Consider the following 21,689-nt stretch of genomic DNA (forward strand, 5'->3'; position numbering starts at 1 on the left):
ATCGGCTCAAACATGAAGAAATGAAATGACTGAGTCAGCCGAGAAGAATTTCCCCGCTTATTCGCACCTTCCCTAGGCTGTGCAGGGTCTCCTCCCTGCCCCCTCATATTGTTTTCCCAATCACCGCTACCCCTTGCCTCACCTTCTCAGCCAACACCCTCTGCAGTTCAGCAACAACCTCCTCTGCTGGCACACTGCGATTCCGTAGGTAAACTCTCACCTCCGCCTCCATCTCACATACTCGCAGAGATACCTGTCGGCCAACAGGCGCGCTACGGGGGACTAGATGATTCCGCAGGATAGCAGCCCTCACCTCAGCCGGCTGCGGCGCATACTGCCGATCGGCATCCTCTCCAAGATGCAGCATCGCCTCGCGGATCTGCTGCGCATTGAAGCCCCTGAGTAAACTTCCCTAGGCCAGCGCCACGCCACGGGCATTGCCGTCCAGCTGGTTGGCACTGGCTGGCCATAGCCCTGCCATCAGCGGCAGCAGCTCCTCGGCCAGGAATACCGACATGCGAGCACTGACCTGCAGCGCGTCCCCCGACGCGCTCAGGGCGGTTGTCTGGTTAGAGCGGAGTGCTGTCGTCATAGTCACCCCTCCCCGACTCTCTAAAAGCTTGTGCGGCCTGCTGGGCCGCCTGGATGTTGGCCAGGGGTTTCCGCTGTGCAGCAGTGCGAAACGAGCTGGCAGCCCGGCGAATCCAGTTGCGCCAGGTCTTCTCCCAGTCCTGCTTGACGGCCTTGGCGCCGGGCAGCGCCTGCCAGTAATCCGCGAACGTGGCCGCCTCCATCAAGATCCGCTCCCTGGGGAGCCCTGTCTCCTGGATAGCCCACCTCCCCCACTCGCCTGGAAGCACCCAGTCGTTCGGCAAACGGGTACCTCGTCGTGGAGTTTCGCTTGCGGGGCGTTTTTCCCCCAGGGGGGATCTTTGGATCAATGACTGGTTCTAAAGAGTGACTGATTCTATGTGCAGCTCCTGCACTAGGGGTCTGTGCATCTGCTGCACATACCATGTGAATCTCCTGCACATTTGAATGTGCGGCTCCTGCACTATCAAGTGTCAGGATATAGACGTTGGAACGCTTACCTGCATGCCCAATTCGAGAGCTCTTTTGCAGTAACCCAGTCTCACAAAGCGCTTCAATATGGGTAATCACTGAACGCCTGGATATCTCACACTGATCGGCAATATGCTGATGAGAAGGCCAGCACTCACCGGTATCGCTGGCGTTGTCCGCCAACTTGATCAGAACGGGCTTTCTCAATGGGTTCCCCACTTTGATGCTCATGGCCTTGGCCATCAGTAGCATGCTCATGCTGCCATCTCCTGCTCGGTATACTCGCAAGCTGGGCACTCAAATGTGCGGTCGTCAGTACCAGATTGCAGCTCAGCGACTGCAAATCAAGATCCGTAAAGACCTACCTAGCACATGTGGGGAACTTACTGCACTGGGCTGCCAGAAATGAGCTTATCGAAAGGGAGTTTGATGTCCGCGTCCATGCGGCAAAATTAAGTACAGGAAAGAGCGCAGACCCTTTTGAACACTGGGAGTTTCAAAAGCTGCTGGAAGTAACCTCCAATAAGCAATTCAAGAACATATTGTTGGTATTGGCCTATACCGGGATCCGCCCTGGCGAGTTACGAGCCCTCAGTTGGGGGATGTCGATATGGAGAGACGGGAACTGCACATTCGGCGCAGCATCACACAGCAGAAGATGCAGTTCAAACTGCCAAAGACGAATCGCACTCGGATTGTGCATCTGATGCCACCGGCTATGGCAGCATTACAGGAACAATTTAAGATAACTGGATCACTTTCAGACGCAAAGATTGACATGCACCTACCAGGTGGCATGATCGTGCGCCAAACATTGCGCCCAGTCTTCCGACCAACCAAAGTTGTACCGGACAGACCGCCTTTTTACTCAGGTGTGTTCCTGGTTGCACCATGGCAAGCAGCAATCAAAAAGTCTGGGGTTCGATATCGCCGTGCCTACCAACTCAGGCATACCTTTGCCAGTTGGAACATTACTGCTCACGGAAATCTTGCGTTCATAGCTGAACAAATGGGCCACAACTCCACAAGGATGTTGCAAGAGGTCTATGGAAAATGGATCGAATCCGCCAGCCGCAGTGAGGCCGACTTGATCTGGGGTGCTATGCAAAAGAATGGGCGTTTGCCCCAATAGCGCCCCCGGATTTTTAATCCAATGCACTAATGCATTGATAATTAAGGAATTATTTAAAAACCTATGTTAAGCAGCAATAACATCACCATGCAATTCGGCGCCAAGCCGCTGTTTGAGAACATCAACGTCAAGTTTGGCGGCGGCAACCGCTATGGCCTCATTGGCGCCAACGGCTGTGGCAAGTCCACCTTTATGAAGATCCTCGGCGGCGACCTTGAGCCGAGCGGCGGTAATGTGAGCCTGGACGTCAACGAGCGTATCGGTAAGCTGCGCCAGGACCAGTTCGCCTACGAAGAGATGCGCGTACTGGACGTGGTCATGATGGGTCACGGCGAATTGTGGGCCGCCATCGCCGAGCGCGATGCCATCTACGCCAACCTGGACGCCACCGACGACGACTACATGAAGGCCGCCGAGCTGGAAGGCATGGTTGCCGAGTACGATGGCTATACCGCTGAATCCCGTGCAGGCGAACTGCTGCTGGGCGCAGGTATCCCCATCGAACAACACAACGGTCCCATGAGCGAAGTGGCACCAGGCTGGAAACTGCGGGTGCTGCTGGCCCAGGCCCTCTTCTCCAACCCCGACATCCTGTTGCTGGACGAACCGACCAACAACCTGGACATCAATACCATCCGCTGGCTGGAGCAGGTGCTGAACGAACGTGAAAGCACCATGATCATCATCTCTCACGATCGTCACTTCCTGAACTCTGTCTGCACCCACATGGCGGATCTGGACTACGGCGAGCTGCGCGTCTACCCGGGCAACTACGACGAGTACATGACGGCCGCCACCCAGGCCCGCGAGCGTCTGCTCTCCGACAACGCCAAGAAGAAGGCCCAGATCGCCGATCTGCAATCCTTCGTCTCCCGTTTCAGCGCCAACGCCTCCAAATCCAGCCAGGCCACCTCTCGCCTCAAGCAGATCGACAAGATCAAGATTGAGGAAGTGAAGGTGTCCAGCCGTCAGAACCCCTTCATCCGCTTCGAGCAGGAGAAGAAGCTCTACCGCAACATCCTGGAAATGGAAAACGTTGCCAAAGGCTATGGCGATGCGCCCCTGTTCAAGGATCTGGGCATGATGCTGGAAGTGGGCGAGAAGGTCGCCATTCTGGGTACCAACGGCATCGGTAAATCCACCCTGATCAAGACCCTCGTTGGCGATCTGACCCCGGACACCGGTACCATCAAATGGTCCGAGAATGCCCAGATCGGTTACTACGCTCAGGATCATGCCGAAGACTTCGACACCGACCTCAATGTGTTCGACTGGATGGCACAGTGGAAACAGGAGAATGAAGATGAGCAGGCGGTACGCTCCATTCTCGGTCGTCTGCTGTTCACTCAAGATGACATCAAGAAGCCAGTCAAGGTGCTCTCCGGTGGTGAACAGGGTCGCATGCTGTTCGGCAAGCTGATGATGCAACGCCCCAACATCCTCATCATGGATGAACCGACCAACCACCTGGACATGGAATCTATCGAATCCTTGAACATGGCGCTGGAAATGTATCAGGGCACCCTGATCTTCGTCTCCCACGACCGCGAGTTCGTCTCCTCATTGGCGACCCGCATCCTGGAACTGAGCGAGAACGGCATCCGTGACTTCGGCGGCACCTACGAGGAGTACCTGCGCACTCAGGGCGTGGTGTAACCCCTCGCCTGCCAGGGCGCTTGAATAAAAAAAACCGGCAAGCGATTGCCGGTTTTTTTATGGCCGCCGCACTCTGATCCGTCCCCTGCGGGCAACCAACACATATCCGCATTTCTACGCTGCGCATAACGTATCACGCAGGTCACGCAGGTCACGCAGGTCACGCAGGTCACGCAGGTCACGCAGCCAGCATAGCGACCTCAACCTCACTTCGCAGATAAAAAAACGGCCCCATGACGGGGCCGTTTTCAATGGGTTGCAACCGGTCGGGTTTATTCGACTGTGGCTTCCACATCGGTGAAGTACTCGATCTTGGCGGCTTTGCGCAGCTCATCGATCAGGGACTTGTAGCTCACCTGGGCCTTGCCCTGGCCAAGCTGGCCTTGCAGCAGGCTGACCATCTGGGACGGCTCCTTGGCTACCACCACCTTGTCCAATGCGACCACCACGCGATCACCATTGGCTTCGGCGACCAGCTCGACACTCGGCTTGCCATCCTTCGGATGAGGCATGCGGAACACCTGGGCAACCAGGTTCTGATCCATGTCCTGAGCGAAGCGGGCAACCCCTTTGTGGGTCTCCATCTTCAAGCCCAGCGCAGTCAGATCGGCCTGAATGTTCTCACCGGCCTTCAGCTTGTCCAGCAGGCCCTGCGCCTTGCCACGAGCCACTTCACTGGCCTTGTCATGCTTGATGGCCGCGATCACCTGCTCCTTGATCTCCGCCAGCGGTTTGGCCGCTTTCGGTTGATAACCTGTGATGTGCAGGACCAGCGCCTTGCCATCAGCCAGTTCGATCACATCAGAGTTGGTGTTGTCATCGCGCAGCTGTTCGGAGAACGCCACCGAGAGTACCTTGGGATCATTGAGGGGTGCCGGTGCATCCGCCTGACTGAAGAAGTCCACGGACTGCATCTTGAGGCCCATGGTATCGGCGGTCAGATCCAGCGAGTCCGGGTTCTCGAAGCTGCTGTCAGCCATTTTCTGCTGCTCGGCAAAGAACAGCTCCTTGGCCTTGTCAGCCTGCAGACGTCGGATGGTTTCACCCATGACATCCACAAACGGTTTGGTCTGAGCCGCTTCAACACCCAGCAACTTGATGACGTGGAAACCGAACGGGCTCTTCACCAGGTTGGAGAGATCCCCTGCCTTGTTCAGGGCAAAGGCGGCCTGCTCGAAGGCCGGATCCATCACCCCTTTCTCGAACCAGTCCAGCTCGCCGCCCTTCTTGGCGGAGAAAGTATCGGAGGAGTTGGCCTTGGCCAGCGCAGCAAAATCATCGCCGCCCTTGGCCTTGATCAGGAGTTCGCCAGCCAGCTTCTCGGCCGCCTTCTCATCCTTGCCAAACGGGATCAGGATATGCGCTACATGACGACGCTCGGCACGCTGGAACAGGTCCTGGTGCTGATCGTAGTAATCCTTGGCATCCTGCTCGGTGACCTTGATATCTTTGCCGAGGTTGGCCGCATCCAGCAGCAGATAGTCGACCTTCACCTTCTCGTCGTTCATGAAACGCGCGCTGTTGGTCTTGTAGTACTGCTCCACTTCCTGATCGGAAACCTGGACATCGCCCAGATAAGCGGCGGCAGCAAGACGCACCAGACGCAGATCACGGGTCTGGTTGTAGAGCTTGTCGAGTTGCTCCGCTTCACCCTTGAGCGCGAACTCGGTGCCGAGCAGGGCGCCCATCAGCTGCTGACGCACCATGTCCTGGCGCAGTGAGTCACGGAACATCTCCGGTGTCATGCCGGCACGACGAATGAGCTGCAGGTAGCGGTCATTGTTGAATTTGCCATCTTCGGCAAACTCCGGCATGGCGATGATGGCCTGTTTGATCTGCTCGTCACTGACCCGCAGACCCAGTTCACGGGCCTTGCTGTCGAACAGGGCCTGATCGATCAGCCTGTCCAGCACACCGCGGCGGAACTGCTTCATGTAGTCAGGGTTGGCGGCCAACTGGCTGAAAGATTCCCCCATTTGGGATTCCATGCGGGCCCGCTCGTTGCGATAGGCATTTTCCAGCGCAGCGGAGCTGATGTCATTGCCGTTGACGGTAGCGGGGGCGGTACGTGCCGGGCCATTGAGGTAACTGCCTACACCGGCCAAGGCAAAGGAGAGGATGATCAGGCCCAAGATAACCTTGGCTACCTTGCCCTGCGCCCCTTCGCGTAGTTTATCCAACATCATGTTTGTACTTATGCTCCCGAACTCGATGGGCGTAAATAATGAAAAGGCGCACCGATTGCGATGCGCCTTGGTCAATCAGTATGAGGGAGAGCCCTCTCACTTGTCTGGTCTGTGACCAAGGACGGTGGCCGATGTAATATCAGCGCCCGGCTTAGTTGACAGCGTCTTTCAGGGCCTTGCCGGCTTTGAAAGCAGGAACTTTACCAGCTGCGATTTCGATGGTCGCGCCAGTTTGCGGGTTACGACCAGAACGGGCAGCACGCTCGCGCACGGCGAAAGTACCGAAACCCACCAGAGCAACCTGGTCACCCTCTTTCAGGGCTTCACCCACGGCATCAATGAAAGCGTCCAGCGCACGGCCAGCAGCGGCTTTGGAGATATCAGCACCGTCTGCAATCTTGTCAATCAGTTGAGATTTATTCACTCTTATATTCCCCTTTTATCGAACATCGCTGCGGCGCTGATTTCCCTGGCCACAACAAGTGGAGGTTTTATAGCAAGCCTCCTGATCAGTTGCAAGTGACAATCTAGCGCAAACCCGCGCCACATCACGCATTGCGACTCATCATGAGTACCCGATCGGTGGTCAAGGCTACTTCCGTTACCCGGCGCATGCAAGCCTTAACCACCCCCCGAATGCGCCAAATTTGCGGCGCATCAACATTTACACGACAGAAACGCGCTCAAACCCTTGCGGATTGTCCTGCAACGCCAGTTCCAGCACTTCATCAATCCAGCGAACCGGATAAATTTCAAGGTCTTGTTTGACGTTGTCCGGGATCTCTTCGAGGTCTCGTTCGTTCTCTTTCGGGATAAGCACACGCTTGATGCCACCACGATGAGCCGCCAGCAGCTTCTCTTTGAGACCGCCGATGGGCAACACTTCGCCGCGCAAGGTGATTTCCCCCGTCATGGCCACATCAGCACGAACCGGATTACCGGTCAAGCTGGAGACCAGGGCGGTACACATGGCGATACCGGCACTCGGACCGTCTTTCGGGGTCGCCCCTTCCGGCACGTGCACATGGATATCGCGCTTCTCGTAGAAGTCGGCATTGATGCGCAGCTTGTCGGCTCGGGCCCGTACTACCGTCATGGCAGCTTGAATGGACTCCTGCATCACATCACCGAGTGAACCGGTGTAGGTGAGCTTGCCCTTGCCCGGCATGTTGGTGGTTTCGATGGTGAGCAGATCGCCGCCCACTTCGGTCCACGCCAAACCACATACCTGACCGACCTGGTTCTGGTCGGTGGCCTTGCCGTAGTCGAAACGCTGCACCCCGAGGAACTCCTTGAGGTTGGCCTGATTGACCTGAACATGCTTGATGCTCTTGTCCAGCAGGATGCGCTTGACCGCCTTGCGACAAATCTTGGAGATCTCCCGCTCCAGATTCCGCACCCCCGCCTCGCGGGTGTAGTAGCGTATCACCCCGACCAGGGCAGAATCTTCGATGGTGATCTCGGACTCTTTCAGGCCGTTGCGCTGGATCTGCTTGGAGACCAGATGCTGCTTGGCAATATTGAGCTTCTCATCTTCGGTGTAACCGGAGAGGCGGATCACTTCCATCCGGTCCAGCAGCGGACCCGGGATGTTCATGGAGTTGGAGGTGGCCACGAACATGACGTCCGACAGGTCATAATCCACTTCCAGATAGTGATCGTTGAAGCTGTTGTTCTGCTCGGGATCCAGCACTTCCAGCAAGGCGGAAGCGGGATCGCCACGCATGTCCGAGCTCATCTTGTCGATTTCATCGAGCAGGAACAGCGGGTTTTTCACTCCCACCTTCGCCATCTTCTGGATGAGCTTGCCGGGCATGGAACCGATATAGGTACGACGGTGACCACGGATCTCCGCTTCGTCACGCACGCCACCCAAGGCCATACGCACATACTTGCGACCGGTTGCCTTGGCGATGGACTGACCCAGCGAGGTCTTGCCCACACCGGGAGGCCCAACCAGACAGAGGATCGGACCTTTAAGCTTGTTAACCCGCGCCTGTACCGCCAGATACTCGAGGATGCGCTCCTTGACCTTCTCCAGACCAAAGTGATCCGAATCCAGCACCTCCTGCGCCTTGCCAAGGTCTTTCTTGACCTTGGAGCGCGCCTTCCAAGGCACCTGCACCATCCAGTCCACATAGCTGCGCACGACTGTGGCTTCGGCAGACATGGGAGACATCATCTTCAGCTTGGCGAGCTCGGCATGGGCCTTTTCACGGGCATCTTCCGGCATGCCCGCCTCTTCAATCTTGCGATTGAGGGCTTCAAATTCATCCGGGCTGTCTTCCAGCTCACCCAGCTCTTTCTGAATGGCCTTCATCTGCTCGTTGAGATAGTACTCCCGCTGGCTCTTCTCCATCTGCTTCTTGACCCGGGTACGGATGCGTTTCTCGACCTGCAGCAGGTCAATCTCCGACTCCATCATGGCCATCAGAAACTCGATGCGCTCGGACACAGAGGCGATTTCCAGCACCTTCTGCTTGTCTTCGAGCTTGAGCGGCATGTGCGCGGCCATGGTATCGGCCAGGCGAGCAGCATCATCGATCGCCGAAATCGAGGTCAATACCTCGGGCGGGATCTTCTTGTTGAGCTTGATATAGCCTTCAAACTGACCGATGGCGGAGCGCACCAGCACGTCCTGGTCCTTCTCCTCGATGGCGGTGGACGCGATGTACTGCGCCTCACCGACGAAGAAGTCCTTGTCATCGATTATCCGCTCAAGACGGGCACGCTGGCCCCCTTCCACCAGCACCTTGACGGTGCCATCCGGCAGCTTGAGCATCTGTAGAATATTGGCCACTGTCCCGACGGAGAAAATCTCCTCCACCGTCGGCTCATCGGTTGACGCATCCTTCTGGGCCACCAGCAGAACTTTTTTGTCCTGCTCCATGGCCGCTTCCAGACAGCGAATGGATTTTTCCCGCCCCACAAAGAGTGGAATGACCATGTGGGGGTAAACCACCACGTCACGAAGAGGCAGGACGGGAATCTCGATGCGTTCTGAACGCTCTAGGTTCATATATGTCCTCTCGGCTTGTTATACCGTTGGCAAAGCGCTTGGCTGAGTATATGGGGGCGCAGAGATGAGATTCAATCGCCGAATCGGTAAAAAGCATGAAAGGGGCAAAAAGCCCCTTTCATTTGATTAAAAATCAGACTGTTACTCTGATACCGCAGCCTGGGTCTCGGGATTTTCGTAGATCATCAAGGGCGCGGAGTCCCCTTTGATCACCGTCTCGTCGATCACCACCTTGCTGACACCCTCCAGGGATGGCAGGTCATACATGGTATCGAGCAACACGGCTTCGACTATGGATCTCAGACCACGGGCACCGGTTTTCCGCTCCATCGCCTTGTGCGCAATGGCGTTCAAGGCGTCGTCACGGAACTCCAGCTCCACCCCTTCAAGATCGAACAAGGCGGCATATTGCTTGGTCAGCGCATTTTTCGGCTCTTTCAGGATCTGGATGAGGGCAGCCTCGTCCAGCTCGGTCAAGGTCGCGACCACAGGCAAACGGCCGATGAACTCGGGGATGAGACCATATTTGATCAAATCTTCCGGCTCCACCTTGGCAAAGTTCTCGCTCAAGGTCGCTCTGGCATTCTTGGATTTGACGTCAGCGCCAAACCCTATGCCGGTGCCCTTGACGGAGCGCTGCTCAATGACCTTGTCCAGACCGGCAAAGGCGCCGCCACAGATGAAGAGGATCTTGGAGGTATCGACCTGCAAGAACTCCTGCTGCGGGTGCTTGCGACCACCTTGCGGCGGCACGGAAGCAATTGTGCCTTCGATCAGCTTGAGCAGGGCCTGCTGCACCCCTTCCCCGGACACGTCGCGGGTAATGGAGGGGTTGTCTGACTTGCGGGAGATCTTGTCGATCTCGTCGATGTAGACGATGCCGCGCTGGGCCTTCTCTACGTCGTAGTCACACTTTTGCAACAGCTTCTGGATGATGTTCTCCACGTCTTCACCCACATAACCGGCTTCGGTCAGTGTGGTGGCGTCGGCCATGGTGAACGGCACATCCAGCAGACGAGCAAGTGTTTCGGCCAGCAGCGTCTTGCCGCTACCGGTCGGGCCAATCAACAGAATGTTGGACTTGCCCAGCTCCACACCACCGGCTTCGCTGCTGTTACGCAGACGCTTGTAGTGGTTGTAGACGGCCACGGCCAACACCTTCTTGGCATATTCCTGCCCGATCACATAGTCATCCAGGTGAGCACGGATTTCATGAGGGGTCGGCAGCTCGCTACCATCGCGCTTGGGAGAGATCTCGCGGATCTCTTCGCGGATGATGTCGTTGCACAGCTCGACACACTCATCACATATGTAGACGGAAGGGCCAGCGATCAGCTTGCGCACTTCATGCTGGCTTTTGCCGCAAAAAGAGCAGTAGAGCAGCTTATCACCCTCACCCTTGCGTTTTTCTGTCATTCAGCAACCTCGTTTTATCAATAGAGGATGGGTCGTCCCGTTGAGTTTACAACAGTCCGCGACACCCTGCTCAAGCACGCTAGTTCAGGACACAGTCACTCAGGCCATGTCCAGGACGATACCGGAGCTCAGCCGCGCTGGCTCAGGATACCGTCAACCAGGCCATAAGCCACGGCTTGATCGGCCGACATGAAGTTGTCACGGTCGGTATCACGCTCTATGGTGGCCATCTCCTGACCGGTATGGAAGGCCAGACGCTCGTTCAGGGTATTCTTGATTTTCAGGATCTCCTGGGCATGGATCTGGATATCAGATGCCTGTCCCTGGAAACCGCCCAACGGCTGATGGATCATCACGCGGGCACTGGGCAGGCAGAAACGCTTGCCCTTGGCACCACCGGCCAGCAGGAAGGCACCCATGGAGCAGGCCTGCCCCATACAGACGGTACTCACATCTGGCTTGATGAACTGCATGGTGTCATAAATGGACATGCCGGCCGTGACGGCACCACCCGGAGAGTTGATGTAGATGCTGATGTCCTGATCCGGATTCTCGGACTCCAGAAACAGCAGCTGGGCTACAACCAGATTTGCCATATGATCTTCAACCTGACCAGTCAGGAAGATCACCCGCTCCTTTAACAGACGAGAATAAATGTCGTAGGAACGCTCCCCTTTTGCAGTCTGCTCTACCACCATGGGGATGAGCGCATTGCGTGGGGATTCAGTCACATCGTTATAGTTCTTGTACATAAGGCATTGTCCCTAAAATAAAATGGCCCGAGTGGAGATCACACGAGCCATTATACTTAACAGTCTTGACCTTAAGTCAAATGTTCTTAGGCAGCGGCACCGGACTTGTTGATCACTTCGTCAAAGGCAACTTCTTTCTCGGTCACTTGCGCTTTGGACAGGATCAGGTCGATGGCTTGATCTTCAACCGCCAGATTGCGCACGCCATTCAGCATTTGCTCATTCTTCTGGTAGTACTCGATCACTTCCTTCGGATCTTCGTAGGCAGTGGCCATGGACTCGATGATGCTGGTCACGCGGGCATCGTCAGCCTTGATCTCGTTGGTACGGATCACGTCGCCCAGCAGCAGACCTACGCGTACGCGACGCTCGGCCTGAGCCTGGAACAGCTCAGCCGGCAGCTCAGGTGCGTTGCCGCCCTGGAAACCGCCAAAACGCTGCAGAGCCTGTTGACGCAGGGTATCGATCTCCTGAGCAACGGCAGCCTTCGGCAGATCGATCTGGTTGGCTTCAACCAGACCATTCAGAACCTGCTCTTTCACGCTGTTTTTCAGGGCTTGGGCCAGTTCGCGCTCCATGTTCTTGCGCACTTCGGCTTTCAGCTCTTCAACGTTGCCGCTCTCGATACCGAAACGCTTGACGAACTCTTCAGTCAGCTCAGGCAGGATCTGCTCTTCAACCTTGTTAAGCTTGGAAGCGAACTTGGCCGCTTTGCCTTTCAGGTTTTCAGCGTGGTAGTCAGCAGGGAAAGTCACTTCGATAGTGAACTCGTCGCCCGCTTTCTTGCCCATGATGGCGTCTTCGAAGCCAGGGATCATGCGACCGGCACCCAGTACCAAGTTGAAGCCTTCAGCTTTGCCGCCGTCGAACTCTTCACCGTCGATGGAACCGATGAAGTCCATGGTCACACGCATGCCATCGGCAGCGGCGGCATCGACATCAGCCCAGGTGGCGTGCTGCTTGCGCAGGGTGTCGATCATGTTGGCCAGATCTTCATCCTTGACGGTCGCAACCGGCTTCTCGACCTTGATGGTCTCCAGGCCAGCCACTTCAAACTCGGGATAAACTTCAAAGGTCGCGGTGAATTCGAAATCCTGACCTTCCTGGATCTCTTTCGGATCCATGGTCGGGGCACCGGCCGGGCTCAGTTTGTTTTCGATGATGGCCTTGATGAAGTTGTTCTGCATCATTTCATCAGCAACGCGAGCATGAGCCATGGCGCCGAACATCTTCTTGATGATGGCAACCGGGGCCTTGCCAGGACGGAAACCGTCGATACGACGGGTTTTGGCCAGGCCGTTCAATTCTTTACGCACGGCAGCGTCAACGGTAGCAGCCGGTACAGTGATGGTAAGACGGCGTTCCAGACCCTGGGTTGTCTCTACAGAAACTTGCATTCTTTTACCTCGTTCAACTCAGCACTGTGTGCTGACCCTTATTGCCCCTGGGCAAAGCCCGGAGTCTTCCTGTTTATAAAGACAACGACTGTCTTTGTGATGAGAAAATATGACGCGACATTATAGCGGCGCACTTTGGTCGAGTCGAGCCACACATCCCCCAACGGGGGTGGCGATAGCACAATTCGCGCAAAACTGACCCTTATATGGGGAACTCCCGAGCAGACTTCAAGCGCACAACACGCAAGAATTTGCACTTGCTCACCTTTTTTCGCGCAAAGGCCTACTTTTTCACCTCATTTCCTGCCAAAAAGGCAGCCTGTTCAGGGGTTGCGACCCAAATTGTCCACCCTGTCACATCAACCATTGCGTCTATGGCCGCTGCTCGCTATGGTGACAGCCAAATTTATGAGTCTGGAGTGACCAACATGGCCTTTTTCCGCTTCTTGTTTAACCTGCTCTGGTTTGTACTGGGGGGCGTCTTCATGGGGCTGGCCTGGTGGCTGGCCGGGCTGCTCTGCTTTGTCTCGCTGATCGGGATCCCCTGGGGTCGCGCCTGCTTCGTCATCGGCACCTTTACCTTCTTCCCGTTTGGCAAGCAGGCGGTGAGCCGCAAGAGCATGACTGGGCAAAGCGACATCGGTACCGGTACTCTGGGGCTGATTGGCAACATCCTCTGGTTCCTGGTGATCGGGATCTGGCTGGCGATCGGCCACATTGCCTCGGCGCTGGCCTGCTTCGTGACCATCATAGGCATTCCGTTTGGCATCCAGCACCTCAAGCTGGCCCTGATCGCCCTGGCCCCCATAGGTCAGATGGTGGTGACCAACCACGAAGCCGAATCCGGTCGCTATATCCGCTAAACAAGAATGCACCGCCAGGCTATGCCTGAGACGTCAAAAAAGGGCAGACTAGGGTCTGCCCTTTTTCATTGCCACTGCCCGAGGCCCTCCATGCTCCCCAGCCATTTTTTTGCCAATCTCGCCCGCATGAAACTCATTTACCGCTGGCCGCTCATGCGCAACATACAACCTGAAAACATCGCCGAGCACAGTCTGCAGGTCGCCATGGTGGCCCACGCCCTGGGGCTTATCCAGAATCGTCTTTTTGGTGGCCAGGTCGATGCGGATCGCGCCGCCGTGATGGCGCTCTACCACGACAGCAGCGAGGTGCTGACCGGCGATCTGCCCACACCGGTCAAGTATTTCAATCCCGAAATTGCGAGGGAGTACAAGAAGATAGAGCTGGCCGCCGAGCAGCGCCTGCTGGGGATGCTACCGGCCGAACTGGTGGAGGATTTTCGCCCTCTGCTGGACTCGGGAGCCCAGGACGCCGGGCTGGTTCGTCTGGTGAAAGACGCCGATACCCTCTGCGCCTACACCAAGTGTCTGGAGGAGATAAACGCCGGCAACCGGGAGTTCGAACCGGCCAGGAAACGCCTCGAAGCCATGCTGGAAGCGCGCATGAGCCCGCAGATGCATTACTTCATCGATGTCTTCGTGGCAAGCTTCTCCCTGCCGCTCGATGAGCTGAACGCACACTAGCAGCCCAAACCACCTGAAAACAGAAGGGCCCGCCGGTTTGCACCGGCGGGCCCTTCGTTATTTATCGGCAGATCAGATACCGCGCATCAGTGCCCCAACTCCCGCGATGGCACCAGACCGCTCGCCCGCCAGGCGGGGTAAAGCGTCGCCAGCAGGCTCATCAGTATGGCTGCGCCAGTCACGATAGCCAGATCCTGCATGTGCAATTCGGTCGGCAGGAAGTCGATGAAGTAGATGTCGGGGTTGAGGAAGCGATGGCCTATCACCCCTTCGATAAAGCTCAGGATCTGGGTCAGCTTGCTGGAGAGCAGGCCGCCGAGCAGGGCCCCGAGCAAGGCGCCGAGCACCCCGTTCACCATGCCCTGAATGACAAAGGTAAGCCGGATCTGACCGGGGCTCGCCCCCATGGTCTTCAAGATGGCAATCTCGCTGCGCTTCTCGTTCACCGCCATCACCAGGGTGGAGACGATGTTGAAGCAGGCCACCGCCACCACCATCAGCATCACCACATACATGACGGTACGCACCATCTGTATGTCCTGATAGAGGTAGCCCTGCCGGCTCATCCAGCTGCTGATGTAGACGTAATGCGGAAATTTCTGGGCAGCCGCGACCGTGATGGATTGTGCCTTGAGCACATCGCTGACCTTGAGGCTGAACCCTTCCACCGTATTGCCCATGCCGGTCATGGTCTGGGCATCGGCCAGGTGCATGAAGCCGAGCATGCCATCGAGCTGACCGCCGATCTCAAGCAGGCCCACTACCTTGAGGGATTCCCGCTTCGGGTTCTTGATGCCGGCGGCATCCCCCCCTTGCGGCAGCAAGAGGGCAACCGAGTCACCTATCTTGACCCCCAGCTTGTCGGCGATGGTCTTGCCGAGAATAAGCCCATGTTCGCCCACCTGCAGTTCACGCAGACCACGGCCAGTCATGTACTTGCCCGCATCGGACAGATTCGCTTCGAGCTCCGGCAACACGGCACGCACCTGCAAGCCCTTGAGGGCATTGCCATGCTCAAGCAAACCGTTGAGGGTGATCACAGGCGCGGCAGCTTCCACCCCTGGCTGGGCCAGCAGGTAATCCCGCAACTTGGGCCAGTCAGGCAATGGCGCCTCCATCCCCATCAGCTCACCGTGAGGCACCACTGAGAGCACCCTGTCTTTCAGCTCCCGCTCAAACCCGTTCATGGCAGAGAGACCCAGAATGAGGGCCATCACTCCGAGGGCGATGCCGATGAGGGACGAGGCGGAAATAAAGGCGATGAAGCCGTTGCGACGACGGGAGCGGCTGTAACGCAGGCCCAGAAAAAGGGGCAGCGGTTTGAACATCAGGCGACCTCCGCCATGATGCCGCTCACCAGGGTGACCCGCCGATGGAGCTTGGCGGCCAGACTCAGGTCATGGGTGACTACCACAAAGGCAGTGCCCAGCTCACGATTGAGCTCACAGAGCAGCTCGTAAACAGCAGTGGCGCTGGCATGATCCAGGTTTCCGGTGGGCTCGTCCGCCAGCACCAGGCTGGGCTCGTTGACCAGGGCGCGGGCAATGGCCACCCGCTGGCGTTCGCCACCGGACAGCTCGGATGGACGGTGATTCAACCGATGGGATAACCCCACCCGACCCAGCATGCGAGTCGCCTTGTCGGTGGCGACAGCCACCGACTCACCGGCGATGAGCAGCGGCATGGCGGTGTTCTCCAGCGCGGTAAACTCGGCGAGCAGGTGGTGGAACTGATAGACAAATCCCAGCTCCTGGTTGCGGAATCTCGCCTGGGTACGGCTATCCCAGTGGTGGATATCCTGCCCCTTGAACAGCACGGCACCGCTTGACGGGTTGTCGAGCGCCCCCATCAGGTGCAGCAAGGTGGTCTTGCCCGATCCCGAGCTGCCCACCACCGCCAGCATCTCGCCGGGGGCCACACTCAGATCAATCCCCTTGAGGACCTGGGTCTCCAGCTCACCCTCTTGATAAACATGATTCAGGGCCTGACAACGCAGCAGAGGTTCACTGGACAAGGGTTCATTCATAAAGGGAGCTCCACTTACGCCGGTAATCTCACCGGAGGTAACAACAGAAGATGAGTTATTCATAACGCAGCGCCTCGGCCGGTTTCACCCGGGCCGCACGGGCCGCAGGGTAGAGGGTGGCACTGAAGCTGAGCAGCACGGCGCCCAGCAGGATGGTAATGACCTGGGTTGGCTCCACTATCACGGGCAGGCCGCTGCCGCCCGCCGTCATATAGAGGTTGAGCCCCACCGCATCGAGCAGGGGGTTGAGTCCGAGCGAGAGTGCGAGCCCGGTCAGACCGCCAAGCAGGGCGCCGATCACACCGCTGGAAGCGCCGAGCACCATGAATATCTTGACGATACCCGACTCGTTCATGCCCATGGTGCGCAGTATGGCAACCTCTCCCTCCTTGTCGGTGACCACCATCACCAGGGCGGAGAGGATGTTGAAGGTGGCGACCGCGATGATCAGCACCAGCATCAGCCCCATCATGCGCTTCTCCATGGCGACCGCCTGGAACAGCTCACCGCGCTCTCGGCGCCAGTCCTGCCATTCCAGTCCATCCGGCAATGCCGTCTTTATCACCTGATCGGCGGCGAAGGGATCGTCCAGCCAGAGCCGAATGCCACCGACGGTTTCTGTCGGCAGGCGCAGCAGGCGCTGGGCATCCCCCAACGCAACCAGAGCAACCTGGCTATCCACGTCGGCGCCGACTCCGAAGATGCCGGAAACGGTAAACAGGCGCTGGGCAGGGACCCGACCAAAGGGCGTGAAACGGGTGCCCTCGGTCAGAAGCAGACGAACCTGATCCCCCATGGAGACCTTGAGACGGCTGGCCACCCCCTGCCCCAGCACTATGTGGTATTCACCCTGCTGCAGGCTGTCGAGGCGACCCATCTGCATCTGGGCGTGCAGTATGTCATCCTTTGGCCACTGGGCCGGGTCTATCCCCTGTACGCTGACACCGATGAGCTGGCCCGGGCTCTGCAACATCCCTTCGCTATCGAGCATGGGGGCGCTGGCAATCACATGGGGCAGCTTGGCAAGGTCGGGCAAACCGTCGGGATGGGCATCGATGCGGCCAGTCTGGTTGGTCACCACCACATGGGGGATCACGCCCAGGATCCGGCCCTTGAGCTGCCCTTCGAAGCCGTTCATCACGGATATGACCACCATCAGGGCCGCGACCCCGATGGCGATACCAAAGGTGGAGAACAGGGAGATGAATGAAACGAAGCGATTACTGCGTCGTGAGCCTGCGTAGCGAAGGCCAATGGCCAGCGACAGCGGCTGAAAAAGTCCAGTCTTCAAGGAGTTCTACGTTGCCAACAAAATAAGATACCGGATAATAAAGGGAAACCGTCTATGACAACAAGGGATAGCCTCCATGCAGGAACAGTTCTTCAGCGTCACCCATGCCACCCCGGTCAATGTGATCCCCATGCCCGATGACTTTTCTCTGCCGACGCTGGAGGCACTGGAGGCCGAACTGCCCGAACCCTTTCGTATCGCCTCTGCCATCACCTCCATCGATCTGGTGACCAGTCGTCTGATCCGCAATCAGAACGAGCCTATGCACGATCTGGTGGAGATCATCAACCAGCAGTCGCGCAAGATCGACATGATCATGGGCTATGTACTGTCGGTGCAGGATAGGCCCGAGCATCGCTTCCAGACCCTGCGTTTCAGCGCAGGCCAGCTCACCTATCTGCATCCGCGCCAGGGTCATGGCGAGCCGCCGCTCCTGCACCAGATAGTGCGGCTCAAGATCTTCCTGCGGGAAGAGGCCTCCGCCATCTACTGCTATGCCGAGGTCAAGAGACTGGAACCGGGCGAGCATGGCACTCAGGTGGGGCTCGATTATGCCCGGATCCGTGAGGATGACCGCGAACTGCTGGTCCGTGCCAGCCTGCATGTCCAATCCAAGCAACTCAAATTGCGTGCTCAAGACCGTCAACGTTAAAAGAATCAAATGATGCCAATGAAGCTTCCCGCCCTGCCCGCCAAGGCGGGCCAAAAATTAACGCTCGGCCACTTGACCGGCAGCAGCCTGTCACTGGTTGCCGCCCACCTTACCACCCAGGCGAACCGCCCAGTCCTGCTGGTGACCGCCGATACCCCGAGTGCCCTGCGCCTCGAGCAGGAATTGCAGTTCCTGCTGGCCGATCAAGGTTGCCCTGTGCTGATGTTTCCGGATTGGGAAACCCTGCCATACGACACCTTTTCCCCCCATCAGGACATCATCTCCCAGCGGCTGGAGACCCTCTACAAACTGCCGCAGATGAGCGCCGGCGTGCTGATCGTGCCCATCTCGACCTTGATGCTGCGCTGCGCTCCTCAGGTCTACCTCGACAAGTACAGCCTGATGGTGAAGGCCGGTCAGCGCCTCAACTTGCAACAACTGCGAGGGCGTCTGGCCGAGGCTGGCTATGTGGCGGTGGATCAGGTGCTCGAGCACGGCGAGTTTGCCGCCCGCGGCTCACTGCTCGATCTCTTTCCCATGGGCAGCAACAGCCCCTATCGCATCGACTTTTTCGATGACGAGGTGGACTCCATCCGTCCGTTCGATCCCGAGACCCAGCGTTCCAGCGAACCGGTCAAGACGGTCAGCCTGTTGCCCGCCCGAGAATTCCCCACCGACGAGGCCGCCATCGAGCTGTTCCGTGGGCAATTTCGCGAACAGTTCGAGCTGTCGCGCGCGGAAGGCTCCGTCTATCAGGAGGTGAGCAAGGGGCGCTGGCCCGCCGGCATCGAATACTATCTGCCGCTCTTCTTCCATCAGACCGCCAGCCTGTTCGACTACCTGCCGGACAACACCCTGCTGCTCACAGTGGGGGATATCTATCCCGCGGCCCAGCGCTTCTGGAACGACATAGGCCAGCGCTATGAGGACAGGCGCTGGGACAACACCCGCCCCTTGTTGCCACCCCAGCAGATCTACCTGCCGGTGGAGCAGCTGTTTGCCGCCCTCGGTCACTATGGCGCCGTGCGGCTGCAGGAAGCCGCCACCGACGGCGGCGCCGGCCAGCAGGATCTTCCCATAGCCGCGCTGCCGGAGCTGCAACTGGATCACAGCAAAGAGCAGCCCATGCTGGCGCTGAACCAGTTTCTGGACAGCTTCACGGGCCGCACCCTGTTCGTGGTGGAATCCGAAGGACGGCGGGAAGTGCTCGGCGATCTGCTGGCGCGCATATCCTTGCAACCCAAAGAGTTCCCCTCCCTCGAGGCCTTCATGGCGGGCAAGGCGCGCCACGGTCTGCTGGTTGCACCGCTGGAGCGGGGTTTTTTGCTACGAGAGCTGCTGCAAGAGGCCGGGCATGATGAGCTCGCCCTTATCACGGAGACAGAGCTGCTGGGCGGTAAAGTCCGCAGCAAGCGAGCCCGGGAAAAGAGCAAGAACTTAAGCTCGGATGCGGTGATCCGAAACCTCGGCGAGTTGACCCAGGGCCAGCCTGTGGTTCACCTGGATCACGGCGTCGGCCGTTATCTGGGGCTCGAAACCATCGATGCCGGTGGCCTGCCCACCGAGTTCCTGACCCTCGAGTATGCCGGTGGCGACAAGCTGTTCGTGCCGGTCACCAACCTGCACCTCATCAGCCGCTACACAGGCTCTGACAACCCGCCCAGCCACAAACTCGGTGGCGAGGCCTGGGTCAAGGCGCGGCGCAAGGCGGCAGAGAAGGTGCGCGACGTGGCAGCCGAGCTGCTGGATGTCTATGCCCTGCGCGCGGCGCGCCACGGTTTTGCCTTCCAGCACGACAGGGAGGCCTATCGCCAGTTCGCCGCCGGTTTCCCGTTCGAGGAGACGGAGGATCAGCTCAACGCCATCAATGCGGTACTGGGGGACATGTGCCAGGCCAAGAGCATGGACCGGCTGGTGTGCGGCGACGTGGGCTTTGGCAAGACCGAAGTGGCGATGCGGGCCGCCTTCGTGGCCGTCCATGGCGGCAAGCAGGTCGCCGTGCTGGTGCCGACCACCTTGCTGGCCCAGCAGCACTACGACAACTTCCGTGATCGCTTCGCCAACTGGCCGGTGCGGGTCGAGGTGCTGAGCCGCTTTCGTACCGCAAGGGAGCAGACCAGCGTGATGAAGGAGCTGGCCGATGGCAAGGTAGACATCATCATAGGTACCCACAAGCTCTTGGGCTCAGATCTGACCTTCAAGGATTTGGGGCTGCTCATCGTCGATGAGGAGCACAGATTCGGGGTGCGCCAGAAGGAGAAGATCAAGGCGCTGCGGGCCGACGTGGATATCCTTACCCTCACGGCGACGCCTATCCCGCGCACCCTCAACATGGCGATGGCCGGCATGCGGGATCTCTCCATCATCGCCACCCCGCCCGCCAAGCGGCTCGCCATCAAGACCTTTGTGCGCCAGCAGGATCCTGCGGTCACCCGCGAGGCGGTACTGCGTGAGCTCAAGCGGGGCGGTCAGGTCTACTACCTGCACAATGACGTGGAGAGCATAGAAAAATGCGCCGGCGATCTCGCCGAGCTGGTGCCGGAGGCCCGTATCGGCATCGCCCACGGCCAGATGCGCGAACGCGATCTTGAACGAGTCATGTCGGACTTCTACCACCAGCGCTTCAACCTGCTGGTCTGCACCACCATCATAGAGACCGGCATAGACGTCCCCAGCGCCAACACCATCATCATGGACCGCGCCGATCATCTGGGGCTGGCCCAGTTGCACCAGTTGCGGGGCCGGGTTGGCCGCTCCCACCACCAGGCCTATGCCTACCTGCTCACCCCTCATCCCAAGTTGATGAGCAAGGATGCACTCAAGCGGCTCGAGGCCATCGCATCGCTCGAAGATCTCGGCGCCGGTTTTGCGCTGGCGACCCACGATCTGGAGATCCGGGGCGCAGGCGAGCTCTTGGGCGACGATCAGAGCGGCCAGATCGAATCGGTCGGCTTCACCCTCTATATGGAGATGCTGGAGCAGGCGGTCGAGGCGCTGAAAAATGGCAAGGAGCCATCGCTGGAGCAGCTGATGAGCCAGCACACAGAGGTCGAGCTGCGCCTGCCAGCCCTGTTGCCGGAGGAGTACATACCGGACGTCAACATGCGTCTGTCCATGTACAAGCGCATCGCCAGCGCGGCCGACGAGCAGGAGCTGCGCGAATTGAAGGTGGAGCTGATCGACCGCTTCGGCCTGCTGCCGGAGGCGACCAAGACACTCATGGAGATTGCTGCCTTCCGCCAGCGCGCCACCGCCCTTGGCATTCGCCGGGTGGAGATGAGCGAGCGCGGCGGTTACCTGGACTTCACTCAGGAGACTCGCGTCAACCCTGGCTATCTGGTCAAGCTGCTCTCCGAGCAGCCACGCATCTACAAGATGGATGGGCCCACCAGATTGCGCTTCCAGGTACCGACCCCGGACCGCGCCATGCGTCTGAAACTGGTGGACGGCCTGCTGGCGGATCTCGCCAACCATGCCAGCCACTGATGCGAGCAACGCAACTCGCCCAAACAAAACGGGAGCCATATCGGCTCCCGTTTTTTATGCGCTCATCGCA

17 protein-coding genes and 1 pseudogene are annotated in these 21,689 nt (G+C 58.3%); 6 read left to right on the plus strand and 12 right to left on the minus strand.

The window, feature by feature from the left end; translation table 11 throughout:
- Positions 1-412: 412 nt before the first annotated feature.
- The 3 genes and pseudogenes from OKC28_RS19800 to OKC28_RS19810 form a co-directional block, all read right to left on the minus strand.
- A complete protein-coding gene (locus OKC28_RS19800) occupies positions 413-592 on the minus strand; it encodes a hypothetical protein (RefSeq protein WP_238583148.1) in 180 nt (59 codons plus the stop codon).
- A complete protein-coding gene (locus tag OKC28_RS19805) occupies positions 570-794 on the minus strand; it encodes a hypothetical protein (RefSeq protein WP_270691006.1) in 225 nt (74 codons plus the stop codon). Before OKC28_RS19805 ends, OKC28_RS19800 begins: the two co-directional genes overlap by 23 nt.
- Before the next feature lie 385 nt (positions 795-1,179).
- Positions 1,180-1,320: pseudogene (locus tag OKC28_RS19810) on the minus strand (helix-turn-helix domain-containing protein); the annotation flags it as partial.
- Positions 1,321-1,657: 337 nt separating this feature from the next.
- Here OKC28_RS19810 and OKC28_RS19815 point away from each other — a divergent pair.
- Together OKC28_RS19815 and OKC28_RS19820 are read left to right on the plus strand one after the other, a co-directional pair.
- Entirely contained in the window at positions 1,658-2,194 is a 537-nt protein-coding gene (locus OKC28_RS19815) for a tyrosine-type recombinase/integrase (RefSeq protein ID WP_270690997.1), read from the plus strand.
- A 63-nt stretch (positions 2,195-2,257) separates the two neighbouring features.
- A complete protein-coding gene (locus OKC28_RS19820) occupies positions 2,258-3,850 on the plus strand; it encodes an ABC-F family ATPase (RefSeq protein WP_111587757.1) in 1,593 nt (530 codons plus the stop codon).
- A gap of 272 nt (positions 3,851-4,122) precedes the next feature.
- Here OKC28_RS19820 and ppiD read toward each other — a convergent pair whose 3' ends face one another.
- The 6 genes from ppiD to tig form a co-directional block, all read right to left on the minus strand.
- On the minus strand, positions 4,123-6,036 hold the full coding sequence (gene ppiD / locus OKC28_RS19825) for a peptidylprolyl isomerase (RefSeq protein ID WP_270690998.1): 1,914 nt from the start codon (positions 6,034-6,036) through the stop codon (positions 4,123-4,125).
- Positions 6,037-6,187: 151 nt separating this feature from the next.
- Entirely contained in the window at positions 6,188-6,460 is a 273-nt protein-coding gene (gene hupB, locus OKC28_RS19830; RefSeq protein ID WP_005315375.1) for a nucleoid-associated protein HU-beta, read from the minus strand.
- 240 nt (positions 6,461-6,700) lie between these two features.
- Entirely contained in the window at positions 6,701-9,055 is a 2,355-nt protein-coding gene (gene lon / locus OKC28_RS19835) for an endopeptidase La (protein ID WP_021140372.1), read from the minus strand.
- Positions 9,056-9,196: 141 nt separating this feature from the next.
- A complete protein-coding gene (clpX, locus tag OKC28_RS19840) occupies positions 9,197-10,471 on the minus strand; it encodes an ATP-dependent protease ATP-binding subunit ClpX (protein WP_017411865.1) in 1,275 nt (424 codons plus the stop codon).
- Between the two features lie 128 nt (positions 10,472-10,599).
- On the minus strand, positions 10,600-11,223 hold the full coding sequence (gene clpP / locus OKC28_RS19845; RefSeq protein WP_005315368.1) for an ATP-dependent Clp endopeptidase proteolytic subunit ClpP: 624 nt from the start codon (positions 11,221-11,223) through the stop codon (positions 10,600-10,602).
- 86 nt (positions 11,224-11,309) lie between these two features.
- Entirely contained in the window at positions 11,310-12,620 is a 1,311-nt protein-coding gene (gene tig, locus OKC28_RS19850) for a trigger factor (RefSeq protein WP_021140373.1), read from the minus strand.
- 428 nt (positions 12,621-13,048) lie between these two features.
- Between tig and OKC28_RS19855 the strand changes: the two genes are divergently transcribed.
- Both OKC28_RS19855 and yfbR read left to right on the plus strand, forming a co-directional pair.
- Positions 13,049-13,483 carry a YccF domain-containing protein gene (locus OKC28_RS19855; RefSeq protein WP_011898663.1) on the plus strand — a complete coding sequence of 145 codons (435 nt, stop codon included), beginning with the start codon at positions 13,049-13,051 and terminating at the stop codon, positions 13,481-13,483.
- Between the two features lie 90 nt (positions 13,484-13,573).
- The gene (gene yfbR / locus OKC28_RS19860; protein WP_005315363.1) at positions 13,574-14,164 is read left to right on the plus strand and encodes a 5'-deoxynucleotidase; all 591 of its coding nucleotides are present in this window, start codon (positions 13,574-13,576) and stop codon (positions 14,162-14,164) included.
- Positions 14,165-14,250: 86 nt separating this feature from the next.
- On the opposite strand, the gene lolE is transcribed toward yfbR, so the two are convergent.
- Genes lolE through OKC28_RS19875 form a run of 3 tightly spaced genes read right to left on the minus strand, consistent with a single transcriptional unit; the run spans position 14,251 to position 17,481 of the window.
- Entirely contained in the window at positions 14,251-15,492 is a 1,242-nt protein-coding gene (gene lolE / locus OKC28_RS19865) for a lipoprotein-releasing ABC transporter permease subunit LolE (RefSeq protein ID WP_021140374.1), read from the minus strand.
- Positions 15,492-16,190: a lipoprotein-releasing ABC transporter ATP-binding protein LolD gene (lolD, locus tag OKC28_RS19870; RefSeq protein ID WP_017411862.1), complete on the minus strand. Its 699-nt coding sequence runs from the start codon at positions 16,188-16,190 to the stop codon at positions 15,492-15,494. The genes lolE and lolD overlap by 1 nt, the downstream gene beginning before the upstream one ends.
- A 55-nt stretch (positions 16,191-16,245) precedes the next feature.
- Positions 16,246-17,481 carry a lipoprotein-releasing ABC transporter permease subunit gene (locus tag OKC28_RS19875; RefSeq protein ID WP_021140375.1) on the minus strand — a complete coding sequence of 412 codons (1,236 nt, stop codon included), beginning with the start codon at positions 17,479-17,481 and terminating at the stop codon, positions 16,246-16,248.
- A gap of 76 nt (positions 17,482-17,557) precedes the next feature.
- Between OKC28_RS19875 and OKC28_RS19880 the strand changes: the two genes are divergently transcribed.
- Together OKC28_RS19880 and mfd are read left to right on the plus strand one after the other, a co-directional pair.
- Complete coding sequence (locus tag OKC28_RS19880) at positions 17,558-18,133, plus strand: PilZ domain-containing protein (protein ID WP_021140376.1); 576 nt, start codon at positions 17,558-17,560, stop codon at positions 18,131-18,133.
- Positions 18,134-18,142: 9 nt separating this feature from the next.
- A complete protein-coding gene (gene mfd / locus OKC28_RS19885) occupies positions 18,143-21,619 on the plus strand; it encodes a transcription-repair coupling factor (RefSeq protein ID WP_270690999.1) in 3,477 nt (1,158 codons plus the stop codon).
- Positions 21,620-21,689 lie beyond the last annotated feature (70 nt).

It is taken from the genome of Aeromonas sp. D3, assembly GCF_027705025.1.
GTDB lineage: Bacteria > Pseudomonadota > Gammaproteobacteria > Enterobacterales > Aeromonadaceae > Aeromonas > Aeromonas salmonicida.